Below are 17,403 nucleotides of genomic sequence, written 5' to 3'. Positions count from 1 at the left end.
TTATTTTCCATTAGTAAATGTGTATAATTAACAGAATAATCAGTGTTGAAATTGTTAGAGAATTCAAGTTGACTGAATGAGAGAAATAAGTTAGAATTCTTTCATAATCTAATTCTCTAATACTCTAGTGAATTAAAGTGAAACGTAAGGAAGTGTCTACATGTCTTCAATTAAAATGTTTGAGAAACCACTTGGAATGCGCGATACATTTCCACAAATATATGAAAAGGTAGAGGCTGTAAGAAATACTGGACGAGACTTTTTATGCAGCAGGGGTTATGAATTTATTATGACACCTGCTGTAGAGTATTTTGATACAGTAGGTAAAGCTTCTGCGATTGCCGATGCCCATTTATTTAAGCTCGTAGATAGTCAGGGAAACACATTAGTACTACGACCAGATATGACAACACCAATTGCTCGGGTGGCCACATCTAAATTATTAAAAGAGATGATACCAATACGTCTTGCTTATTTTGCAAGTGTCTTTCGTGCACAAGAAACTGAAGGTGGGCGTCCTGCAGAATTTGATCAGATGGGAATCGAGCTAATTGGAGACAATTCTGTGTTTGCTGATGCTGAAGTGATCGTGACGGCAATGGAGCTATTACAGCAATATGGATTATCTCAATTTAAAGTTACTATCGGTCATGCGGGCATCTTAAATTGCATTTTACAAGATTATACGGAAAGCGTAGAACAGCAAGACATACTTCGAACACTTCTTGTGCAACGGAACTATGTTGGGTTTGAAGAAGCGGTAGAATCTTTTGATTTGCCTAAAGCGAAAACAGATGCATTACTTCAATTTATTGAGGAAGCAATGAATTTAAAAGAAATCAAAGATATTGAAAAATATGTGCGAAAAAACGACGCTTTAGAATATATGCAACAGCTTGCTAAACTACTTGAAATTGCTAATTTAGCGGATTATGTAGCCTTTGATTTCACACTTTCTAGTCATATGAGCTACTACACAGGCATGCTATTTGAAGTGTTTGCATTAGGAAGTGGATTTCCGTTAGGCAACGGTGGACGTTATGACGGATTACTTGAGGTGTTTGGTTCAAAAGTAGGTGCTACTGGGTTTAGTATTCGCGTTGATCGCCTATTAGAAACACTTAATGGACTCGCAAATGAGCGTGAAGAAGCAGTGGTTGTGCTTTTTGAGGAAGAGCAATTTGAGGAGGCGCTAGCAAAGGTACAGGTTTTACGAGCGGCAGGTAAACAGGCTACCTTGCAATTAAGAAGTAGCTTAATCGATGAAAAAGCATTTTTAGCTTATTTTTCAGAGGTAGTTGTTGTTGGACAGGAGGAAGTTGGCGGTGAATGAATTAACGATTGCTATGCCAAAAGGGCGCATTTTTGAAGAGGCATACCAAATGCTTTTAGAGGCTGGCTTTAATTTACCAGAAGAAGTAGAAATGTCCCGTAAATTAATGATAGAAATTCCTGAGGAGAAAATTCGCTTTATTTTAGCTAAGCCAATGGATGTGCCTGTTTATGTAGAACACGGCGTTGCAGATATTGGGATAGCAGGGAAAGATGTTTTATTAGAGCAGCAACGAGAAGTGCATGAATTACTGGATCTCAAAATTAGTACATGCTATATCGCTTCAGCAGGTCTGCCTAATACAACGATGAATGAAATAGCGCCAAGGATAGCCACAAAATACCCAAATATTGCTATGAAATATTATAAGGGGATTGGGGAGCAGGTAGAAATTATTGAGCTTAATGGGTCGATTGAATTGGCACCTATGATTGGGTTAGCAGATCGTATTGTCGATATTGTTTCAACTGGCCGAACGCTTAAAGAAAATGGTCTTGTGGAATATGAATTTATTACAGATGTATCATCACGGTTAATTGCTAATCCAGTAAGCTATCGTATGAAGGGAGACCGTATTATCGATCTAGTGAGACGCTTAAAGGAATGTGTTAACTAAAAAATAGAACCATGAAGATAAAAGGGGAGTAATCCTATGAAAATAACAAAGCTAACAAAGGGTATTTCTTTAAAGCGCCAGCTTGAAAGTGGTAATGAAGAACAGCTAAAGGTAGTACGACAAGTATTGGCAGATGTGCGAGCACAGGGCGACGCGGCTATACGTTTTTATACAGAGAAATGGGATGGCTTTGCACCTGAAAATCTACGTGTAACACAGGAAGAAATCGAAGAAGGCGCAAATGCGATAGATCAACAGCTTTATGCTGATTTAACAGAAGCTGCTCAAAATATTCGACTTTATCATGAGCAGCAAAAGCGATCAGGTTATCGCTTAGAGCTAGAAAATGGGTCATGGCTAGGGCAACGAATTACAGCGCTCGATGCAGTGGGTCTGTATGTTCCTGGAGGTATAGCGGCGTACCCATCGTCAGTTTTAATGAATGTTATTCCTGCGCAAGTTGCTGGTGTGAAACGCATTGTTATTTCATCCCCAGCAGGTCGAGATGGAAAGTTACCTCCGGGTGTACTTGCTGCGGCGCGAATTTTAGGTGTAGAGGAAATATATAAAGTTGGTGGAGCTCAAGCCATTGCGGCACTTGCATATGGTACGGAAACCATTTCGCCAGTTGATAAAATTACTGGTCCAGGAAATATTTTTGTAGCACTAGCAAAACGTGAAGTATTTGGTGAAGTATCGATTGATATGATTGCGGGACCAAGTGAAATTGCGGTGCTAGCAGACGATACTGCATTTGCGGATGAGGTTGCAGCGGATCTTTTATCGCAGGCGGAGCATGATCAGTTGGCATGTGCCATTTTAGTGACGACTTCTGAGCAGTTGGCTAAAAAAGTAGCTAATGAAGTGGAGAAGCAATTAACCACTTTACCACGTCAAGAGATAGCACGTGCATCTATTGAAAAATTTGGAGCGATTTATGTTGCTGAGAAAATGGCAGATGCAATTGATGCAGTTAATTCACTAGCACCTGAGCATTTAGAAATTGTAACAAAAAATGCTGAGGCTGTGGCTGAACAGATACGTCATGCGGGGGGGATTTTCATCGGGCGTTATAGCTCTGAACCGGTTGGTGATTACTTTGCAGGGACAAACCATATACTGCCGACAAATAGTACTGCTCGCTTTGCAAGTGGCTTAAACGTCGATGATTTTGTGAAAAAATCAAGTATTGTTTTTTATAACGAAAAAACTTGGGCAGAAAATGCACCAAAAATTGCACGGCTTGCACGCATGGAAGGTCTAGAGGGGCATGCGCGTGCAGTGGAATCACGTGGATGGGAAAAGGAGTAGCACAATGACAGAAATAAAACGCTTTGCGAAAGTAGAACGAACAACAAATGAAACGCAAATCTCGGTAGCCATTGATTTAGATGGGGAAGGGAAGGCTGATATTAAAACTGGCGTTGGCTTTATGGATCATATGCTGGATTTATTTATCAAGCATGGACTTTTTGATGGAACAATTCAAGCGAATGGTGATACTTACATTGACGATCATCATACTACAGAGGACCTTGGAATCGTACTAGGACAAGCGATTCGTGAAGCACTTGGTGATAAAAAAGGCATTAAACGCTATGGCACAGCATTTGTACCAATGGATGATGCGTTGGCACAGGTTGTTGTAGATTGCTCTAATCGTCCACATCTAGAATACCGTGTACCACAATTAAAAGAAAAAGTGGGTAGCTTTGATACAGAATTAGTTCATGAGTTTTTATGGAAATTTGCTCTAGAAGCGAGAATGAATGTTCACGTCATTGTACCATATGGACAGAATACACATCATATTATAGAGGCAATTTTTAAGGCGTTAGCACGCGCGATTGATGCAGCAGTGGAAATTGATCCTCGTGTTAAAGGTGTGCCATCAACTAAGGGGCTGTTAACGTGAAAATAGGTGTGATCGATTATGGTATGGGTAATTTATTTAGTGTAGAGCAAGCATTAGTACGACTTGGCTGTGAGGTGGTTGTTACGGCTGATGAAAAAGCGTTGGATAAAGCAGATGCACTTTTATTACCAGGTGTTGGAGCATTTCCAGATGCTATGAAACGGCTTGCTGAGACAAAATTAGATGGCTATTTACAAAGGGTAAAAGCAGATAATCGTCCACTGCTGGGTATTTGCTTAGGTATGCAGTTGCTATTTGAGGAAAGTGAAGAGGTGACAGCGACAAAAGGCTTAGGATTTTTCAAAGGTAGCATCAAACGTTTTGCTGGTGTGAATGATGGTCAGGCATATCGAGTACCACATATGGGCTGGAACGAGCTAATCATGACTAATCGTCCAACTTGGCTAACAGCATTGCCGCCAGCGAAGCATGTGTATTTTGTTCACTCCTTTTATGCAACCGACATAGATGACACAGAGCTTGTCGCTTATGCAGATTATCATGGAATAAGGGTTCCAGGTATTGTTACTACTGGCTCTGTAACGGGAATGCAATTTCATCCAGAAAAATCAGGTGAGCTAGGTGTGTTTTTATTACAGCAATGGTTGAAGGGGGTGGCTTCATGCTAACAAAGCGTATTATTCCATGTTTGGATGTGAAAGAGGGGCGAGTTGTAAAGGGAGTGCAATTTGTGTCTTTACGAGATGCAGGCGACCCAGTAGAGCTAGCCAAGTTTTATGATGAGCAGGGGGCAGATGAGCTTGTTTTTCTTGATATCTCTGCCTCACATGAAGGGCGTGAAACAATGGTGGATGTCGTGCGACAAACAGCAGCGACACTTGCTATTCCATTTACAGTAGGTGGTGGAATTCGCACATTGGGTGATATGAAACGCATTTTACGTGCAGGCGCTGATAAGGTATCAGTCAATACTTCTGCTTTAGAGCGACCTGAGCTTATTAAAGAAGGATCTGACTTTTTTGGTGCACAATGTATTGTTGTTGCTATTGATGCGCGCTATAGTGATGAAGACGGCACATGGATGGTTTATACGCATGGTGGTCGCAACAAAACTAGTTGGCAAGCAACAGAGTGGGCAAGGGAAGCGGTTCGCTTGGGCGCTGGAGAAATTTTATTAACAAGCATGAATCAGGACGGTGAAAAATCAGGTTTTGATTTAGCCTTAACTAAGGCAGTGAGAGAGGCTGTAACAGTTCCTGTTATTGCTAGTGGCGGTGCAGGGAATGCCGAGCATTTTTACGAAGTATTAGCGGAAGATGTTGATGCAGATGCAGCTCTTGCCGCATCGATCTTTCATTACAAAGAAACGAGCGTAGCGCAAGTAAAAGAATACTTACGTGAAAAAGGAGTGGCAGTAAGATGATAGACAGCATTAAATTTGATGATAAAGGCCTTGTCACTGCAGTTGTGCAAGATGCCAATACAAAAGAAGTATTAACTGTAGCCTATATGAACAAAGAATCACTGAAAAAAACACTTGAATCAGGTGAAACATGGTTCTACTCACGTTCACGTCAGGAGCTTTGGCACAAGGGGGCAACTAGTGGTCATACACAAAAAGTAGTGGCCATGAAAGCAGACTGTGATGGAGATGCGTTAGTTGTGGAAGTACTCCCTGCTGGTCCAGCCTGTCATAATGGCACAACCTCCTGCTTTACAAAGCTTATTCAGCAAAATACGAAGGTTGGCTCTGTTGAGATTATTACTAAGCTTGTTAACGTTATTGCAAAACGTGAGCAAGAAATGCCAGAAGGCGCATATACTACATATTTATTCGATAAAGGAATCGATAAAATTTGTAAAAAGGTCGGGGAAGAGGCAACGGAAGTTGTTATTGGTGCAAAAAATCGAGATGCAGAAGAGGTTAAATGGGAAGCAGCCGATTTACTTTACCATTTATTAGTACTACTGCAAGAACAAAAAGTAAGCGTTTATGATGTTTTACATGTGTTAGAAAAACGTCACGAAGAGAAATAACAGCATATTGCTAATTGTATGGTATAATAAAGGTTACTGTGTAAAGGAACGTGAAAAACGTTCCTTATTTCTTGTTTCGGAGGAAATATTTTGGAAAAGAAACATCAAAAAGAGAATCTAACGAATGTCGTGTCGTTCATTCCAACAGGCGACTATTATTATAAAAAATCAATTCAAGCAATGAATAGTGGACAAATGAATAAAGCTTATAAATATTTACAGCGTGCGGTAGATCTAAGTCCAGATGATCCAATGATCTTATTGCAATTGGCAATCGTGGAGTTAGAGGGTCAACGTTTCGAGGAAGCGTATGATCTTCTTCGTCATGCCTATCAAATTGATCCAGAGAATCTAGAAATCATTTTTTATATGGCAGAGGTTTCAGGATGTGTTGGTATGATACAAGATGCTAAACGCTTTGCGGAGCAATATTTGCAAAAAGAGCCAGATGGTGCCTATGCAGATGAGGCGGCAGAAATATTAGAATTCGTTGCTTTTGAGCAGGATGATTTTGAGGAGCTAGATGGTACTGGCGAGGATTTATATCGACAGGAACAGGCGAGGCGTTGTATGGAAAAAGGGGACTTCCCCGAAGCTATTAATATTCTAGAAGAGTTAATTGAAGATCGACCAGATTTTTGGTCAGCTTATAATAATTTAGCACTTGCATATTTTTATGTCGGTGAGGCAGAACAGGCAAAGGCACTTTTAAATACTGTCTTGCGTAAAAATAAGGGAAATTTACATGCGTTATGTAATTTAACCGTTATTGCATATTATGAAAAAAATGAAGAAGAATTAAAGGACCTTTTAAATGTACTTGTTAAAATTCAGCCTTACACTTGGGAACATCGCTACAAGCTAGGTGCAACATTAGCGTTAGTTGGGCAATACGATTTGGCCTTTAAATGGTTACGTAGTATGCAAAAACGTGGTTATATAGGGGATGCTGGCTTTTATTTTTGGTTATCTCATGCGGCATACTTCTCAGGACATAAGGAAATTTCTAAGAGTGCTTGGGAGCAACTATTAGAGCTAGATCCGGACAAAGAAGGCTTTGAACCTTGGCGTGAACAGGAAAATGATTATGAGCTCGATGCATTAGAACATGACCGTGATTATATTGTAGAAAAACTAGAGAGTAATTATACTAGTGAGCGTATTTTTGGGTTGTTTTTATTGAGCTGTACAGCGCATAAGCAAGAAATTATTGCACATCCCAAATGGATAGACGTTGAGCAATATGGTTCGTTTGAAAAGTTATTCCTAGCATATGCACTTGGTCATCACTTTGATATGAAAAATAAGGTTGAGGCTAGTTTTTTACGAGCAGTAAGTGTGCCAGAAATTTTATTAGAACAGTATGGTAAGCTTACGGCCCTCATTGCACCAATGTTTCAAATGTGGTTTGTTCTCTGTGAGCAGGCACTTAACAGTAATTATCGTTTTACAAATCCAGCAGCTATTGCAGGAGCGAATGATTTTTTATTTCGTTCATCTCGAATGCTCAAGGTTACAAAAAAAGAGATAGCTCAGCAATATGGGGTATCTGTGGCGACTTTATCAAAGTATATTGATGAAATTTTAAAGTTCTTACCAAACGGTCATAAGTAACCTCTGAGCAACATAGTTGAATAACTTTTTACTTTCACATACGATGAACTTACAATCGTTATTAATAGGTAAAACTTCAAACAGTTAGAGTTGAGCCAATCAAGCTTTTCATGGGTAGTTGATTTCCCTCTTCATAATTGCATCACTTAAATGGGAGAGTGGGGGTCTTACAGTACATGTAGGCGGGATAAAAAAGTATTTGTGTAGGGGGAAGATTTTATGTCGGAAGAAAAAATTTATGATGTTGTAATAATTGGTGCAGGTCCTGCAGGAATGACTGCTGCTGTATATACATCACGTGCGAACCTTTCAACTTTAATGATTGAACGTGGTATCCCTGGTGGACAAATGGCAAATACAGAAGAAGTAGAAAACTATCCAGGATTCGATACGATTTTAGGACCAGAGCTGTCTACAAAAATGTTTGAGCATGCTAAAAAATTCGGTGCAGAATATGCTTACGGCGATGTTTCTGAAATTATCGATGGTGAAGAATATAAAACAATAAAATCAGGTGCGAAAGAATATAAAACACGTGCCATTATTATTTCTACAGGGGCGGAATATAAAAAAATGGGCGTGCCTGGCGAAAAAGAATTAGGTGGCCGCGGTGTCAGCTATTGTGCAGTTTGTGATGGTGCATTCTTCAAGCAAAAAAACCTAGTAGTCGTAGGTGGAGGAGATTCAGCTGTCGAAGAAGGGGTATACTTAACTCGCTTTGCTGAGAAAGTAACAATTGTTCACCGCCGAGATAAATTGCGTGCACAAAAAATACTTCAAGATCGTGCCTTTGCAAATGAAAAAATTGATTTCATCTGGAATGCTACAGTGAAAGAAATAAATGAAGCTAACGGTAAAGTTGGTAGTGTAACATTACAATCTACTGTAGATGGAACAGAATCTGAATTTGTTGCTGATGGTGTATTTGTTTATATCGGAATGCTACCATTAACAAAGCCATTTGAATCTTTAGGTATTTTAAATGATGCAGGCTATATTTTAACAAATGAAAACATGGAAACAACTGTACCAGGTATCTTTGCAGCAGGTGATGTACGCGAAAAATCACTTCGTCAAATTGTGACAGCTACAGGTGATGGAAGTATTGCCGCACAAGCAGTACAGCATTATGTAGAAGAACTATTAGAGAAAATTAATGCTTAATGTAAATAAAAGTTCCAAGGAAAAAAATACAATTTTTAACACGGTTTTAATATTGTTGTAACTTGAATGACATATAAAAGGTGTAATATATATTGTGTAATTAGCAATCCCCCTTTTATTTTGTTTAGTAGGTTGTCTCCGCCTAATATGGTGGGGCAACCTATTTTTGTTATGTTAGGATATTAATAATTGTGAGCCAGCTCTTTTAGATTCATGGATGATGACAAACTCATGATTACTAATAATACGATTAAAGTGAAAATTGCCAGGCACTAAAGTTCTGAATGGAGGACAAATATTGTTGGGTCTTGCTATAATGAAGGATAGAATGCAAAGTGATTAGAGGTGTGCCTATGCAAAGAATTGCAAACTTAATTGCCGTTAAAGACGGTCAAGTATTATTACTTCAAAAGCCTAGACGCGGCTGGTACGTAGCTCCAGGTGGAAAAATGGAGTGCGGCGAATCCATCTATGAGGCTGCTGTACGTGAGTTTCAGGAGGAAACAAATGTCACACCATTAAATGCGCATTTAAAAGGTGTTTATACAATGGTTATTAAAGAAAATAATGCAGTCGTTGATGAATGGATGCTTTATACGTTTGTTGCCAAGGATATAGAAGGTATACCTTTTGATGAAACGAGAGAAGGCAAGCTTGCATGGCACCCAGTAGAGGATTTAAACCATTTGCCAATGGCTGAAGGTGATCGGACAAATTTACAATTTGCTATCTCACAATCAGGCATTCAGTATGGAACATTTGAATATACGACTGATTTTGAATTATTGCATGAAAAAATACAAATATCAAAAGAACAATAAAAGGAGCTGCATGACAGTGGTGGTTGAAGGCCAACAAAGAACACATGAATTGGTTATTATTACAGGAATGTCTGGAGCTGGAAAAACAGTAGCTATTCAAAGCTTTGAGGATTTAGGGTATTACTGTATTGATAATTTACCACCGGCGTTACTTACAACTTTTTTAACCCTCCTTAGGGATTCGGGAAAAAATACTACACGTATTGCAGCTGTTATGGATATGCGGGGCGGTGACTTTTTTGATTCTCTTATTGGTGCTCTTGACCATATACAAAAAGAAGGGAATATTGTTGTACGCATATTGTTCTTGGATGCAGATGATGCAACATTAGTTAGACGCTATAAAGAGACAAGACGTTCGCACCCATTAGCTGTCAATGGCTTACCATTAGATGGTATTCAACAAGAGCGTATTTTGCTCTCTGAAGTGAAAGGGCGGGCTAATTTTGTCTATAATACGTCTACTATGAAGCCTAAGGAACTACGTGAAAAAATCGCCAAAGAGTTTGCGAGTGATTCAGATCATGTTTTTTCGGTTAATATTATGTCCTTTGGATTTAAACATGGTATGCCAATAGATGCAGATTTAGTGTTTGACGTGCGTTTTTTAAAAAATCCCTATTATGTTGAAGAGCTGCGTCCTAAGACGGGATTACAGACGGAGGTATCCTCTTATGTTTTAGCGCTTGAGGATACACAAACGCTTATTCAAAAATTGAAGGATTTATTTGAATTTATGATACCTCTATATAGACAAGAAGGAAAATCACAGCTTGTTATTGCCTTTGGTTGTACGGGTGGACAGCATCGCTCGGTAACATTAGCAGAGTATTTTGGGGCATATCTAAGTGGAAAAGAGAATACGGTTATAACGCATCGTGACATCAATCGAAGAAAGGATTGAGTGAATGGGGAAAAGGCACACTAAGCTAGTTGTTATAGGTGGTGGTACAGGGCTTTCTACATTACTAAGGGGGCTGAAGCATCATCCATTCGATATTACTGCTATTGTAACAGTAGCGGATGATGGTGGCTCTTCAGGGCGCTTACGGGATGATTATGATATACCACCACCCGGCGATGTCCGAAATGTTATTGCTGCATTATCGGATGTTGAGCCACTTGTAGAGCAAATGTTTCAATATCGCTTTTCGGCATCACAAGATTTACGAGGGCATTCATTAGGCAATTTAATGCTCACTGCTTTAACAGAGATTACAGGTGATTTTAACCATGCCATTAGTGAAATGGGAAAAGTGTTAAAGGTCCATGGTCGTGTTATACCAGCTGCCAATAAAAAAATTAATTTACATGCAGAGCTTGAGGACGGTTCTACAATCGAAGGTGAATCTAAAATTCCAACGGCTACAAAACGCATTAGTCGTGTTTTTCTAGTGCCTGAAAATGTGAAACCGTTACCAGAGGCAATACGAGCAATCCAGCGTGCGGATTATATTTTAATTGGTCCTGGTAGCTTATATACGAGTATTATACCTAACCTGCTTGTCAAAGAAATTGGTGAAGCTGTTGTAAGAGCTAAAGGAAGAAAAATTTATGTTTGTAATTTAATGACTCAAAAAGGTGAAACCATTTCCTATACAGCAGGAGATCATGTAAAAGCAATTTACGAACATGTTGGCGCTTCCTTTATCGATTCTATTTTAGTAAATGAAGAGAAATTACCACATCCTGTACAGGAGCTTTATAAGGAAGAATGTGCGGAACCTGTAACATTTGATGTGGCAAAGCTTGAAAGTATGGGGTTAGAGGTTATTAAGCGAGATATTGCCACAATTCGATCAGATGGGACGGTTCGTCATAATGCGACAAATGTTGCTAAATGGCTTGTAGAATACGCAAATATTTATAAACAAAAAGTAAACAATCCAAAAATACAATCATAAAGCGCTTATTGTATATGATAAGATGGCATATACATAGAACTGAAGTTGAAAGGGGGGCACGTGATATGTCTTTTGCTTCTGAAACAAAAAAAGAATTAACGCAAATAGAAGCGGACAATCATTGTATGAAAGCAGAAGTATCTGCCCTAATTCGTATGAATGGTTCATTATCCTTTGCGAATAAACAGTTAAGCTTAGACGTACAAACTGAAAACGCTGCAATTGCAAGAAGACTCTATACGATTATGAAAAAGTTGTATCCATATAATGTAGAGTTACTTGTTCGAAAAAAAATGCGTTTGAAAAAAAATAACGTATATATTTGCCGTGTAAGAGATGGTGCGCGCGAGCTACTAATTGATTTAGAAATCATCTCAGACGACTTTCAATTCAATCATACGATTTCTCCAAAGCTTATTAAAAAGAGTGGTCAAAAAAGAGCATATTTACGAGGTGCATTTTTAGCAGGCGGCTCTGTTAATAATCCAGAAACGTCAGCCTACCATTTAGAAATTTATTCGTTATATAAAGAGCATGGCGAGGCTTTAATGGATGTTATGAATGAATTTGATCTAAATGCTAAAACAATAGAACGGAAAAAGGGCTTTGTGACCTATTTAAAAGAGGCAGAAAAGATTTCTGATTTTCTTAATATTGTAGGAGCACATCAGGCAATGATGAAATTTGAGGATGTCCGTATATTGCGAGATATGCGGAATAGCGTTAACCGTATTGTTAATTGTGAGACAGCAAACTTAAATAAAACAATAGGTGCTGCATTGCGTCAGGTTGAAAATATTCGATTTATTGAAAATTCCATTGGCCTAGATCAATTACCAGAAAAGCTTCGAGAAATTGCACGTTTACGAGTAGAATATCAAGATGTCACCCTAAAAGAACTGGGTGAAATGGTATCAAGCGGAACGGTTAGTAAATCAGGTGTCAATCATCGTTTACGGAAAATCGACGAAATAGCGGATGCATTAAGACGTGGAGAAAAGATTGGTGGTTAAGTTTTCATACTTTTCAGGTATGAATGTGATGCGTAAACACATATTGTTCTTTTGCTAGTAAGTAAGGTAAGATAAAACTAATAAGATGAACGGTAGTAAAGGGGAGTTTTGAGAATGACCGAGAGAAGAGTCCAAGTCAAATTAAAATTAGGACTACAGGCTAGACAAGCAGCATTATTTGTTCAAGAAGCAAATCGCTTTAGTGCAGATATCTTTCTTGAGAAGGATGAGAAAAAAGTTAATGCTAAATCCATTATGGGTGTAATGAGCTTAGCTATTGCCAAAGGAACAGAAGTAGTGTTAAGCAGTGAAGGCAACGATGCTGAGCAAGCGGTTACAGCATTGGCAGAGTTAATCGAAAAAGAAGATTAAATTTAAAGACTGTCCAATAATTGGGCAGTTTTTTTATGCTCTATTTAACGAAAGTGGTGGATAGCGGAGCTAATGTGACGGATAGAAATGTCAAAGTGACGGATGAAAATGTAAAAGTGATGGATAGAGCGTCAAAATAAAGAAAGACATCTCAGAACTAAATCTGAGATGTCTGTACTTTGTTATTTACGGTCGCTACGGTCCATAATATGGTCGATTAAGCCATATTCTTTTGCACGTTCAGCTGTCATGAAGTTATCACGATCTGTATCTCTTGAAATGACTTCAAGCGGTTGCCCAGTGCGTTCTGATAAGATACCATTTAATTTTTCACGTAGGAATAAAATACGTTTAGCAGCGATTTCAATCTCAGTTGCTTGACCTTGTGCGCCACCTAATGGTTGGTGAATCATTACTTCTGCATTTGGTAAAGCGAATCGTTTACCAGGCTCACCTGCCGCAAGTAGGAATGCTCCCATAGATGCAGCCATACCAATACAGATTGTTTGTACTTGTGGCTTAATAATTTGCATTGTGTCATAGATGGCCATACCAGCAGTGATTGATCCACCTGGTGAGTTAATATAAAGTGAGATATCTTTATCTGGATCTTCAGCTTGTAGGAATAGAAGCTGAGCTACAATTGAGTTAGCCACGTTGTCATCAATCGCACTTCCTAAAAGGATGATGCGGTCTTTTAGTAGTCGTGAATAGATGTCATATGCACGTTCACCACGGCTTGTTTGTTCAATAACTGTAGGAATTAAATTCATGTTAAATCCTCCTTAATAAAACTAAATTCGAATACTCTTGCTGAAAACTTCCGTTGTATTTCAGCTGTATCCCTATCATACACATTATAGTCAGGGAAGGTCAAATATTAACCCTGCTAAAGTGAAATAAAAAAATAAATTGTTTTTTGCATTCTATAGTTGAATTGTTGGCAATACGTTTGTATAATAGTTAAGGTCATAGATTAAAGTACGGTACACTATTTTGCGGGTATGCTTCAAAAAATGAGGATTATCTACATCATGCTTTTCATAAAGCCTAGAGTGAGTACTTTTTTTTTGTGTTTAATGCCCTCGTGGTGTAATGGATAACACGTAAGATTCCGGTTCTTGCACTGGGGGTTCGATTCCCTCCGAGGGCGCCATTTTATTGATTATTTTATTACCTTTTATAGCTCGATTCTCCTAATAAGTAGTTTAGCAGCCTGCTTAGTGGAGAAAGAAGGGAAAATAGTGGAAATACTGCCCTAATTGGCATTATTCCCGTATTTGTTCCATTCAAACCTTCAAAAAAGCAACAACTCCAAATTATTTTTTAGTGGACATACTGTACGTGAGGACTAGCCATCTAGTCGAAAAAAAAGAATCCTATCTGAGGGGATTCTTTTTTTTTTGCCCAAAACTATCTAATTTTGGCATGATTAGTTGATGTATAAATATTCATTTTTAATGCTATTTTCGATTATTCATACCGTTTTTTGCTAAAAAAACACATGGAAATAAATTTTTATGAAAAAATAATTACTTTTATACGAAAAGTTATTGTCTATTAGCAATAATGTTACTATAATTGACCTAATAGTCTAACATTTCCGAATTGTGAAAAATGAAGTCGTATTTCGGAAAAACTTATTTTAGGGGGAAATGCTATGAAAAAAAGAGTATCTATGTTACTTATGCTCGTGGCAGCACTAATGCTAGCTCTAGCAGGATGTGGCGCGAAGGAAGATAAATCATCAGGTAGTGCACCGGCAGAGGATGGCGGAAGCGGTAAAAAAGTTTATAAGGTAGGTACAGAGGCTACTTTCGCTCCGTTTGAATCGATTGACGATAAAGGGAATATAGTAGGGATTGATGTCGATATTTTGCAGGCTATTGCTGATGAAATGAACTTTGAGGTAGAATGGCAAAATATTGGCTGGGAGCCTGTATTCCAAACAATTAAAAATGGTGAAACAGATATTGGGGCATCCGGAATTACAATTACAGAAGAACGTAAACAATCATTCGATTTTACTGAGCCATACTATGAATCTCAATTATTAATCGTTGTAAAAGAGGATTCAAAGATTAAATCATTAGCAGAGCTCAAAGATAAAAAAGTTTCAGTTCAAATTAATGCGACTGGTCATTTAGCAGCGAAAAAGCTACAGGGTGATGCAAGTACAAATATTATGGCATTTGAAAATCAACCAGTTGCTATCCAAGAAATGCTAAATGGCAATGTAGATGCTGCGATTGGTGATAATGCAGTAGTTTACGAATATATCAAAGCACACCCAGATCAAAAACTAAAAGTAATAGAAGATGATGCATTTGATAAAGAATATTATGGCTTCATGGTTCAAAAAGGAAATAAAGAGCTCTTAAACCTATTAAATGAGGGTCTACAAAAGATTAAAGAGAACGGTAAATTAAAAGAGATTACTGGCTCAGACTTTAAGTAAGAAAAGAATGAATGGTGCCCCTAGCATAGCCTTATGCTAGCGTCTTCATATTTTTCGTAACTTTTTAGGGGAAATGGGGTTTTCGGATGGACATCTTTGACTTACGCTGGGACATAGTCTGGAACTACCGAGATATGTTTATACGTGGTATTGGCGTAACACTAATTTTGACACTCAGTGGTTATTTTGGTGGTATTTTTTTAGGATTATTTTTAGGGCTCGGAAAATTATCAACGAAAAAATGGATTTATTGGCCGTGTAAGCTTTATGTTGATTTATTCCGTGGAACACCAATGCTAGTGCAAATTTTATTAATTCATTTAGCCGTAATACCTACGATTTTTGGACACTCTTTAGGCTATATGGTGTCAGGGATCACGGCACTTATATTAAACTGTGCGGCCTATAATGCAGAAATCTTCCGTGCCGGCATTCAAAGTATTGCGAAAGGTCAAATGGAGGCAGCTCGATCACTTGGCTTAACACATAACCAAGCGATGAGAAAAGTCATTTTACCACAGGCATTTAGACGAATGATTCCACCGTTAGGGAATGAATTCATTGCGCTATTAAAGGATTCCTCTCTAGTAACCGTTATTGCAGCTCCAGATATTTTATATGCAAGTAAAGTAGTAGCAGGAGCTAGCTTCCGATTCTGGGAGCCATACATTGTTGCAGCATTATTATATTTAGTTTTAACGTATGGTGTAACAAAAATTGTGGCATTTATCGAGAAGCGATTCAGTAATAGTTATGTCCCTCGTAAGGCAGAAGGGCGGGAAGCACGATGATTAAAATTCAGAATTTACACAAATATTTTGGCAAGCTGGAAGTATTAAAAGGTATTGATTATGAAATACAAGAAAAACAGGTGGTTTGTGTAATAGGACCATCTGGTTCAGGGAAAAGTACCTTTTTACGCTGTATTAATATGCTCGAAGAAGTGACAGATGGTGCCATTTATATTGAAAATGTGAAGATTAATGATCCTAAAACAAATATAAATGCAATACGTGCAGAAGTGGGCATGGTGTTTCAACAATTCAATTTATTCCCGCATATGACGGTTATTGATAATGTGACAATGGCACCAATGCAAATTCGTAAGATGAGTCGTGCCGATGCAGAAGCATTAGGACATGAGCTTCTTAAGAAGGTTGGTTTAGATAGTAAAGCATATAACTACCCTGAACAGCTTTCAGGTGGTCAGCAGCAACGGGTAGCTATTGCTCGCGCTTTAGCAATGAAACCAAAAGCCATTCTTTTTGATGAACCGACGTCAGCACTTGATCCAGAAATGGTAAAAGAGGTGTTAGATGTAATGAAGAATCTAGCAGCTGAAGGAATGACAATGATTGTCGTTACACATGAAATGGGCTTTGCACGTGAGGTAGGCGATCGTGTGGTCTTTATGGATGGTGGCTATATTGTAGAAGAAGGAGCACCGGCGGAAATTTTCGGAAATCCTCAAAATGAACGAACAAAAGCATTTTTAGGAAAAGTTTTATAACCACAAAGCAAAGCAGTCTCCGGTGATTTAGATCACATGTGAGACTGCTTTTTTGTTAATGAAGAGGATTTGTAGTTGTACCGAATGAATCGAGTATTGTACGCATATCCTGCTGCGAATATTGAGGTACTTGATAGTAGCCATGCTTATTTTGGTAAATAGATAATTCGTATGCCATTTCAATACAGTTGGGAATACTATCTGCAACAACACGGCGAACAACAGGGTTTGTAGTCTCAGTCGCAGCAGCTGTCATACATTTGGCTGTACCTTTTTGAGCACCTAATAAGAAGCCTGAAATTGTTTCATCATTCATTTCATTTGCATTTTGCATTGGTTTTTTAGGTTGCCCAGGATTTAATCCATAAGTAAAGTTATTGCCTGTCTCCATTTGGTAACGTCCAGTTGGAACAGATGGATCATGTCCAGTTTTAAAAGATTCCACAATAGTGTTATACATCCCTAAAGTGAAGTTATATTGGCGATCCAAAATACTAAGTAACTCAGGGTCCTTAACATGTGGACGTAGAATAATGGATTGATTCATACCAGCAATGATTTCGCCAAGTGTTTCATGCATGTCCATAACTTCATGTCCACCATGATTTAGGCTTTGTTGTTGGTTGAATGATGGTTGGTTAGCTGATTCATTGTGAAATGATTGTGACAAAAAAAACGCCTCCTA

Annotated in this window: 19 protein-coding genes and 1 tRNA gene; 18 read left to right on the top strand and 2 right to left on the bottom strand. The window is 38.4% G+C overall.

What is annotated here, in order from left to right:
- Positions 1-160 precede the first annotated feature (160 nt).
- The 14 genes from AC2CGN_RS18490 (at position 161) to AC2CGN_RS18425 (ending at position 12,750) form a co-directional block, all read left to right on the top strand.
- Positions 161-1,333, top strand: a complete 1,173-nt coding sequence (locus AC2CGN_RS18490) for an ATP phosphoribosyltransferase regulatory subunit (RefSeq protein WP_429982962.1) — start codon at positions 161-163, stop codon at positions 1,331-1,333.
- A complete protein-coding gene (hisG, locus tag AC2CGN_RS18485; RefSeq protein ID WP_286925454.1) occupies positions 1,326-1,949 on the top strand; it encodes an ATP phosphoribosyltransferase in 624 nt (207 codons plus the stop codon). Before AC2CGN_RS18490 ends, hisG begins: the two co-directional genes overlap by 8 nt.
- Before the next feature lie 36 nt (positions 1,950-1,985).
- Positions 1,986-3,260 (top strand): histidinol dehydrogenase, encoded by a 1,275-nt coding sequence (hisD, locus tag AC2CGN_RS18480; RefSeq protein ID WP_429982961.1) that lies wholly within the window; start codon positions 1,986-1,988, stop codon positions 3,258-3,260.
- Positions 3,261-3,264: 4 nt separating this feature from the next.
- A complete protein-coding gene (gene hisB, locus AC2CGN_RS18475; RefSeq protein WP_283869483.1) occupies positions 3,265-3,864 on the top strand; it encodes an imidazoleglycerol-phosphate dehydratase HisB in 600 nt (199 codons plus the stop codon).
- Positions 3,861-4,493, top strand: a complete 633-nt coding sequence (gene hisH, locus AC2CGN_RS18470) for an imidazole glycerol phosphate synthase subunit HisH (protein ID WP_484515457.1) — start codon at positions 3,861-3,863, stop codon at positions 4,491-4,493. The genes hisB and hisH overlap by 4 nt, the downstream gene beginning before the upstream one ends.
- Positions 4,487-5,248: an imidazole glycerol phosphate synthase subunit HisF gene (hisF, locus tag AC2CGN_RS18465; RefSeq protein WP_429982959.1), complete on the top strand. Its 762-nt coding sequence runs from the start codon at positions 4,487-4,489 to the stop codon at positions 5,246-5,248. Before hisH ends, hisF begins: the two co-directional genes overlap by 7 nt.
- Positions 5,245-5,862: a bifunctional phosphoribosyl-AMP cyclohydrolase/phosphoribosyl-ATP diphosphatase HisIE gene (gene hisIE / locus AC2CGN_RS18460; RefSeq protein ID WP_484515455.1), complete on the top strand. Its 618-nt coding sequence runs from the start codon at positions 5,245-5,247 to the stop codon at positions 5,860-5,862. The genes hisF and hisIE overlap by 4 nt, the downstream gene beginning before the upstream one ends.
- Positions 5,863-5,952: 90 nt before the next feature.
- Positions 5,953-7,476, top strand: a complete 1,524-nt coding sequence (locus AC2CGN_RS18455; RefSeq protein ID WP_484515453.1) for a tetratricopeptide repeat protein — start codon at positions 5,953-5,955, stop codon at positions 7,474-7,476.
- Between the two features lie 219 nt (positions 7,477-7,695).
- On the top strand, positions 7,696-8,640 hold the full coding sequence (gene trxB, locus AC2CGN_RS18450; RefSeq protein ID WP_286925446.1) for a thioredoxin-disulfide reductase: 945 nt from the start codon (positions 7,696-7,698) through the stop codon (positions 8,638-8,640).
- Between the two features lie 353 nt (positions 8,641-8,993).
- Complete coding sequence (locus AC2CGN_RS18445; protein ID WP_286925445.1) at positions 8,994-9,461, top strand: NUDIX domain-containing protein; 468 nt, start codon at positions 8,994-8,996, stop codon at positions 9,459-9,461.
- Between the two features lie 10 nt (positions 9,462-9,471).
- A complete protein-coding gene (rapZ, locus tag AC2CGN_RS18440; RefSeq protein ID WP_286925444.1) occupies positions 9,472-10,365 on the top strand; it encodes an RNase adapter RapZ in 894 nt (297 codons plus the stop codon).
- Positions 10,366-10,369: 4 nt separating this feature from the next.
- The gene (locus tag AC2CGN_RS18435; RefSeq protein WP_286925443.1) at positions 10,370-11,365 is read left to right on the top strand and encodes a gluconeogenesis factor YvcK family protein; all 996 of its coding nucleotides are present in this window, start codon (positions 10,370-10,372) and stop codon (positions 11,363-11,365) included.
- A 65-nt stretch (positions 11,366-11,430) separates the two neighbouring features.
- On the top strand, positions 11,431-12,378 hold the full coding sequence (gene whiA / locus AC2CGN_RS18430) for a DNA-binding protein WhiA (RefSeq protein ID WP_283869475.1): 948 nt from the start codon (positions 11,431-11,433) through the stop codon (positions 12,376-12,378).
- A gap of 114 nt (positions 12,379-12,492) precedes the next feature.
- Entirely contained in the window at positions 12,493-12,750 is a 258-nt protein-coding gene (locus tag AC2CGN_RS18425) for an HPr family phosphocarrier protein (protein ID WP_283869474.1), read from the top strand.
- Between the two features lie 182 nt (positions 12,751-12,932).
- Here AC2CGN_RS18425 and clpP read toward each other — a convergent pair whose 3' ends face one another.
- Positions 12,933-13,523 carry an ATP-dependent Clp endopeptidase proteolytic subunit ClpP gene (gene clpP, locus AC2CGN_RS18420; RefSeq protein WP_054770443.1) on the bottom strand — a complete coding sequence of 197 codons (591 nt, stop codon included), beginning with the start codon at positions 13,521-13,523 and terminating at the stop codon, positions 12,933-12,935.
- A 308-nt stretch (positions 13,524-13,831) separates the two neighbouring features.
- Between clpP and AC2CGN_RS18415 the strand changes: the two genes are divergently transcribed.
- The 4 genes from AC2CGN_RS18415 to AC2CGN_RS18400 all read left to right on the top strand — a co-directional run bounded on the left by AC2CGN_RS18415 (position 13,832) and on the right by AC2CGN_RS18400 (position 16,718).
- A tRNA-Arg gene (locus tag AC2CGN_RS18415) sits at positions 13,832-13,906 on the top strand.
- A 504-nt stretch (positions 13,907-14,410) separates the two neighbouring features.
- Positions 14,411-15,208: a basic amino acid ABC transporter substrate-binding protein gene (locus tag AC2CGN_RS18410; protein WP_429982951.1), complete on the top strand. Its 798-nt coding sequence runs from the start codon at positions 14,411-14,413 to the stop codon at positions 15,206-15,208.
- Between the two features lie 86 nt (positions 15,209-15,294).
- Positions 15,295-15,999: an amino acid ABC transporter permease gene (locus tag AC2CGN_RS18405; RefSeq protein WP_283869472.1), complete on the top strand. Its 705-nt coding sequence runs from the start codon at positions 15,295-15,297 to the stop codon at positions 15,997-15,999.
- Positions 15,996-16,718, top strand: coding sequence for an amino acid ABC transporter ATP-binding protein (locus tag AC2CGN_RS18400; protein ID WP_283869471.1), 723 nt, complete (start codon positions 15,996-15,998; stop codon positions 16,716-16,718). Before AC2CGN_RS18405 ends, AC2CGN_RS18400 begins: the two co-directional genes overlap by 4 nt.
- Before the next feature lie 55 nt (positions 16,719-16,773).
- On the opposite strand, the gene AC2CGN_RS18395 is transcribed toward AC2CGN_RS18400, so the two are convergent.
- Positions 16,774-17,388 (bottom strand): spore coat protein, encoded by a 615-nt coding sequence (locus AC2CGN_RS18395; RefSeq protein WP_283869470.1) that lies wholly within the window; start codon positions 17,386-17,388, stop codon positions 16,774-16,776.
- Positions 17,389-17,403: the final 15 nt, after the last annotated feature.

The organism is Lysinibacillus sp. DFXJR4 (assembly GCF_057196045.1).
Note: the sequence above shows the minus strand (reverse complement) of the source record. Positions and strands in the feature narration are given on the sequence as shown.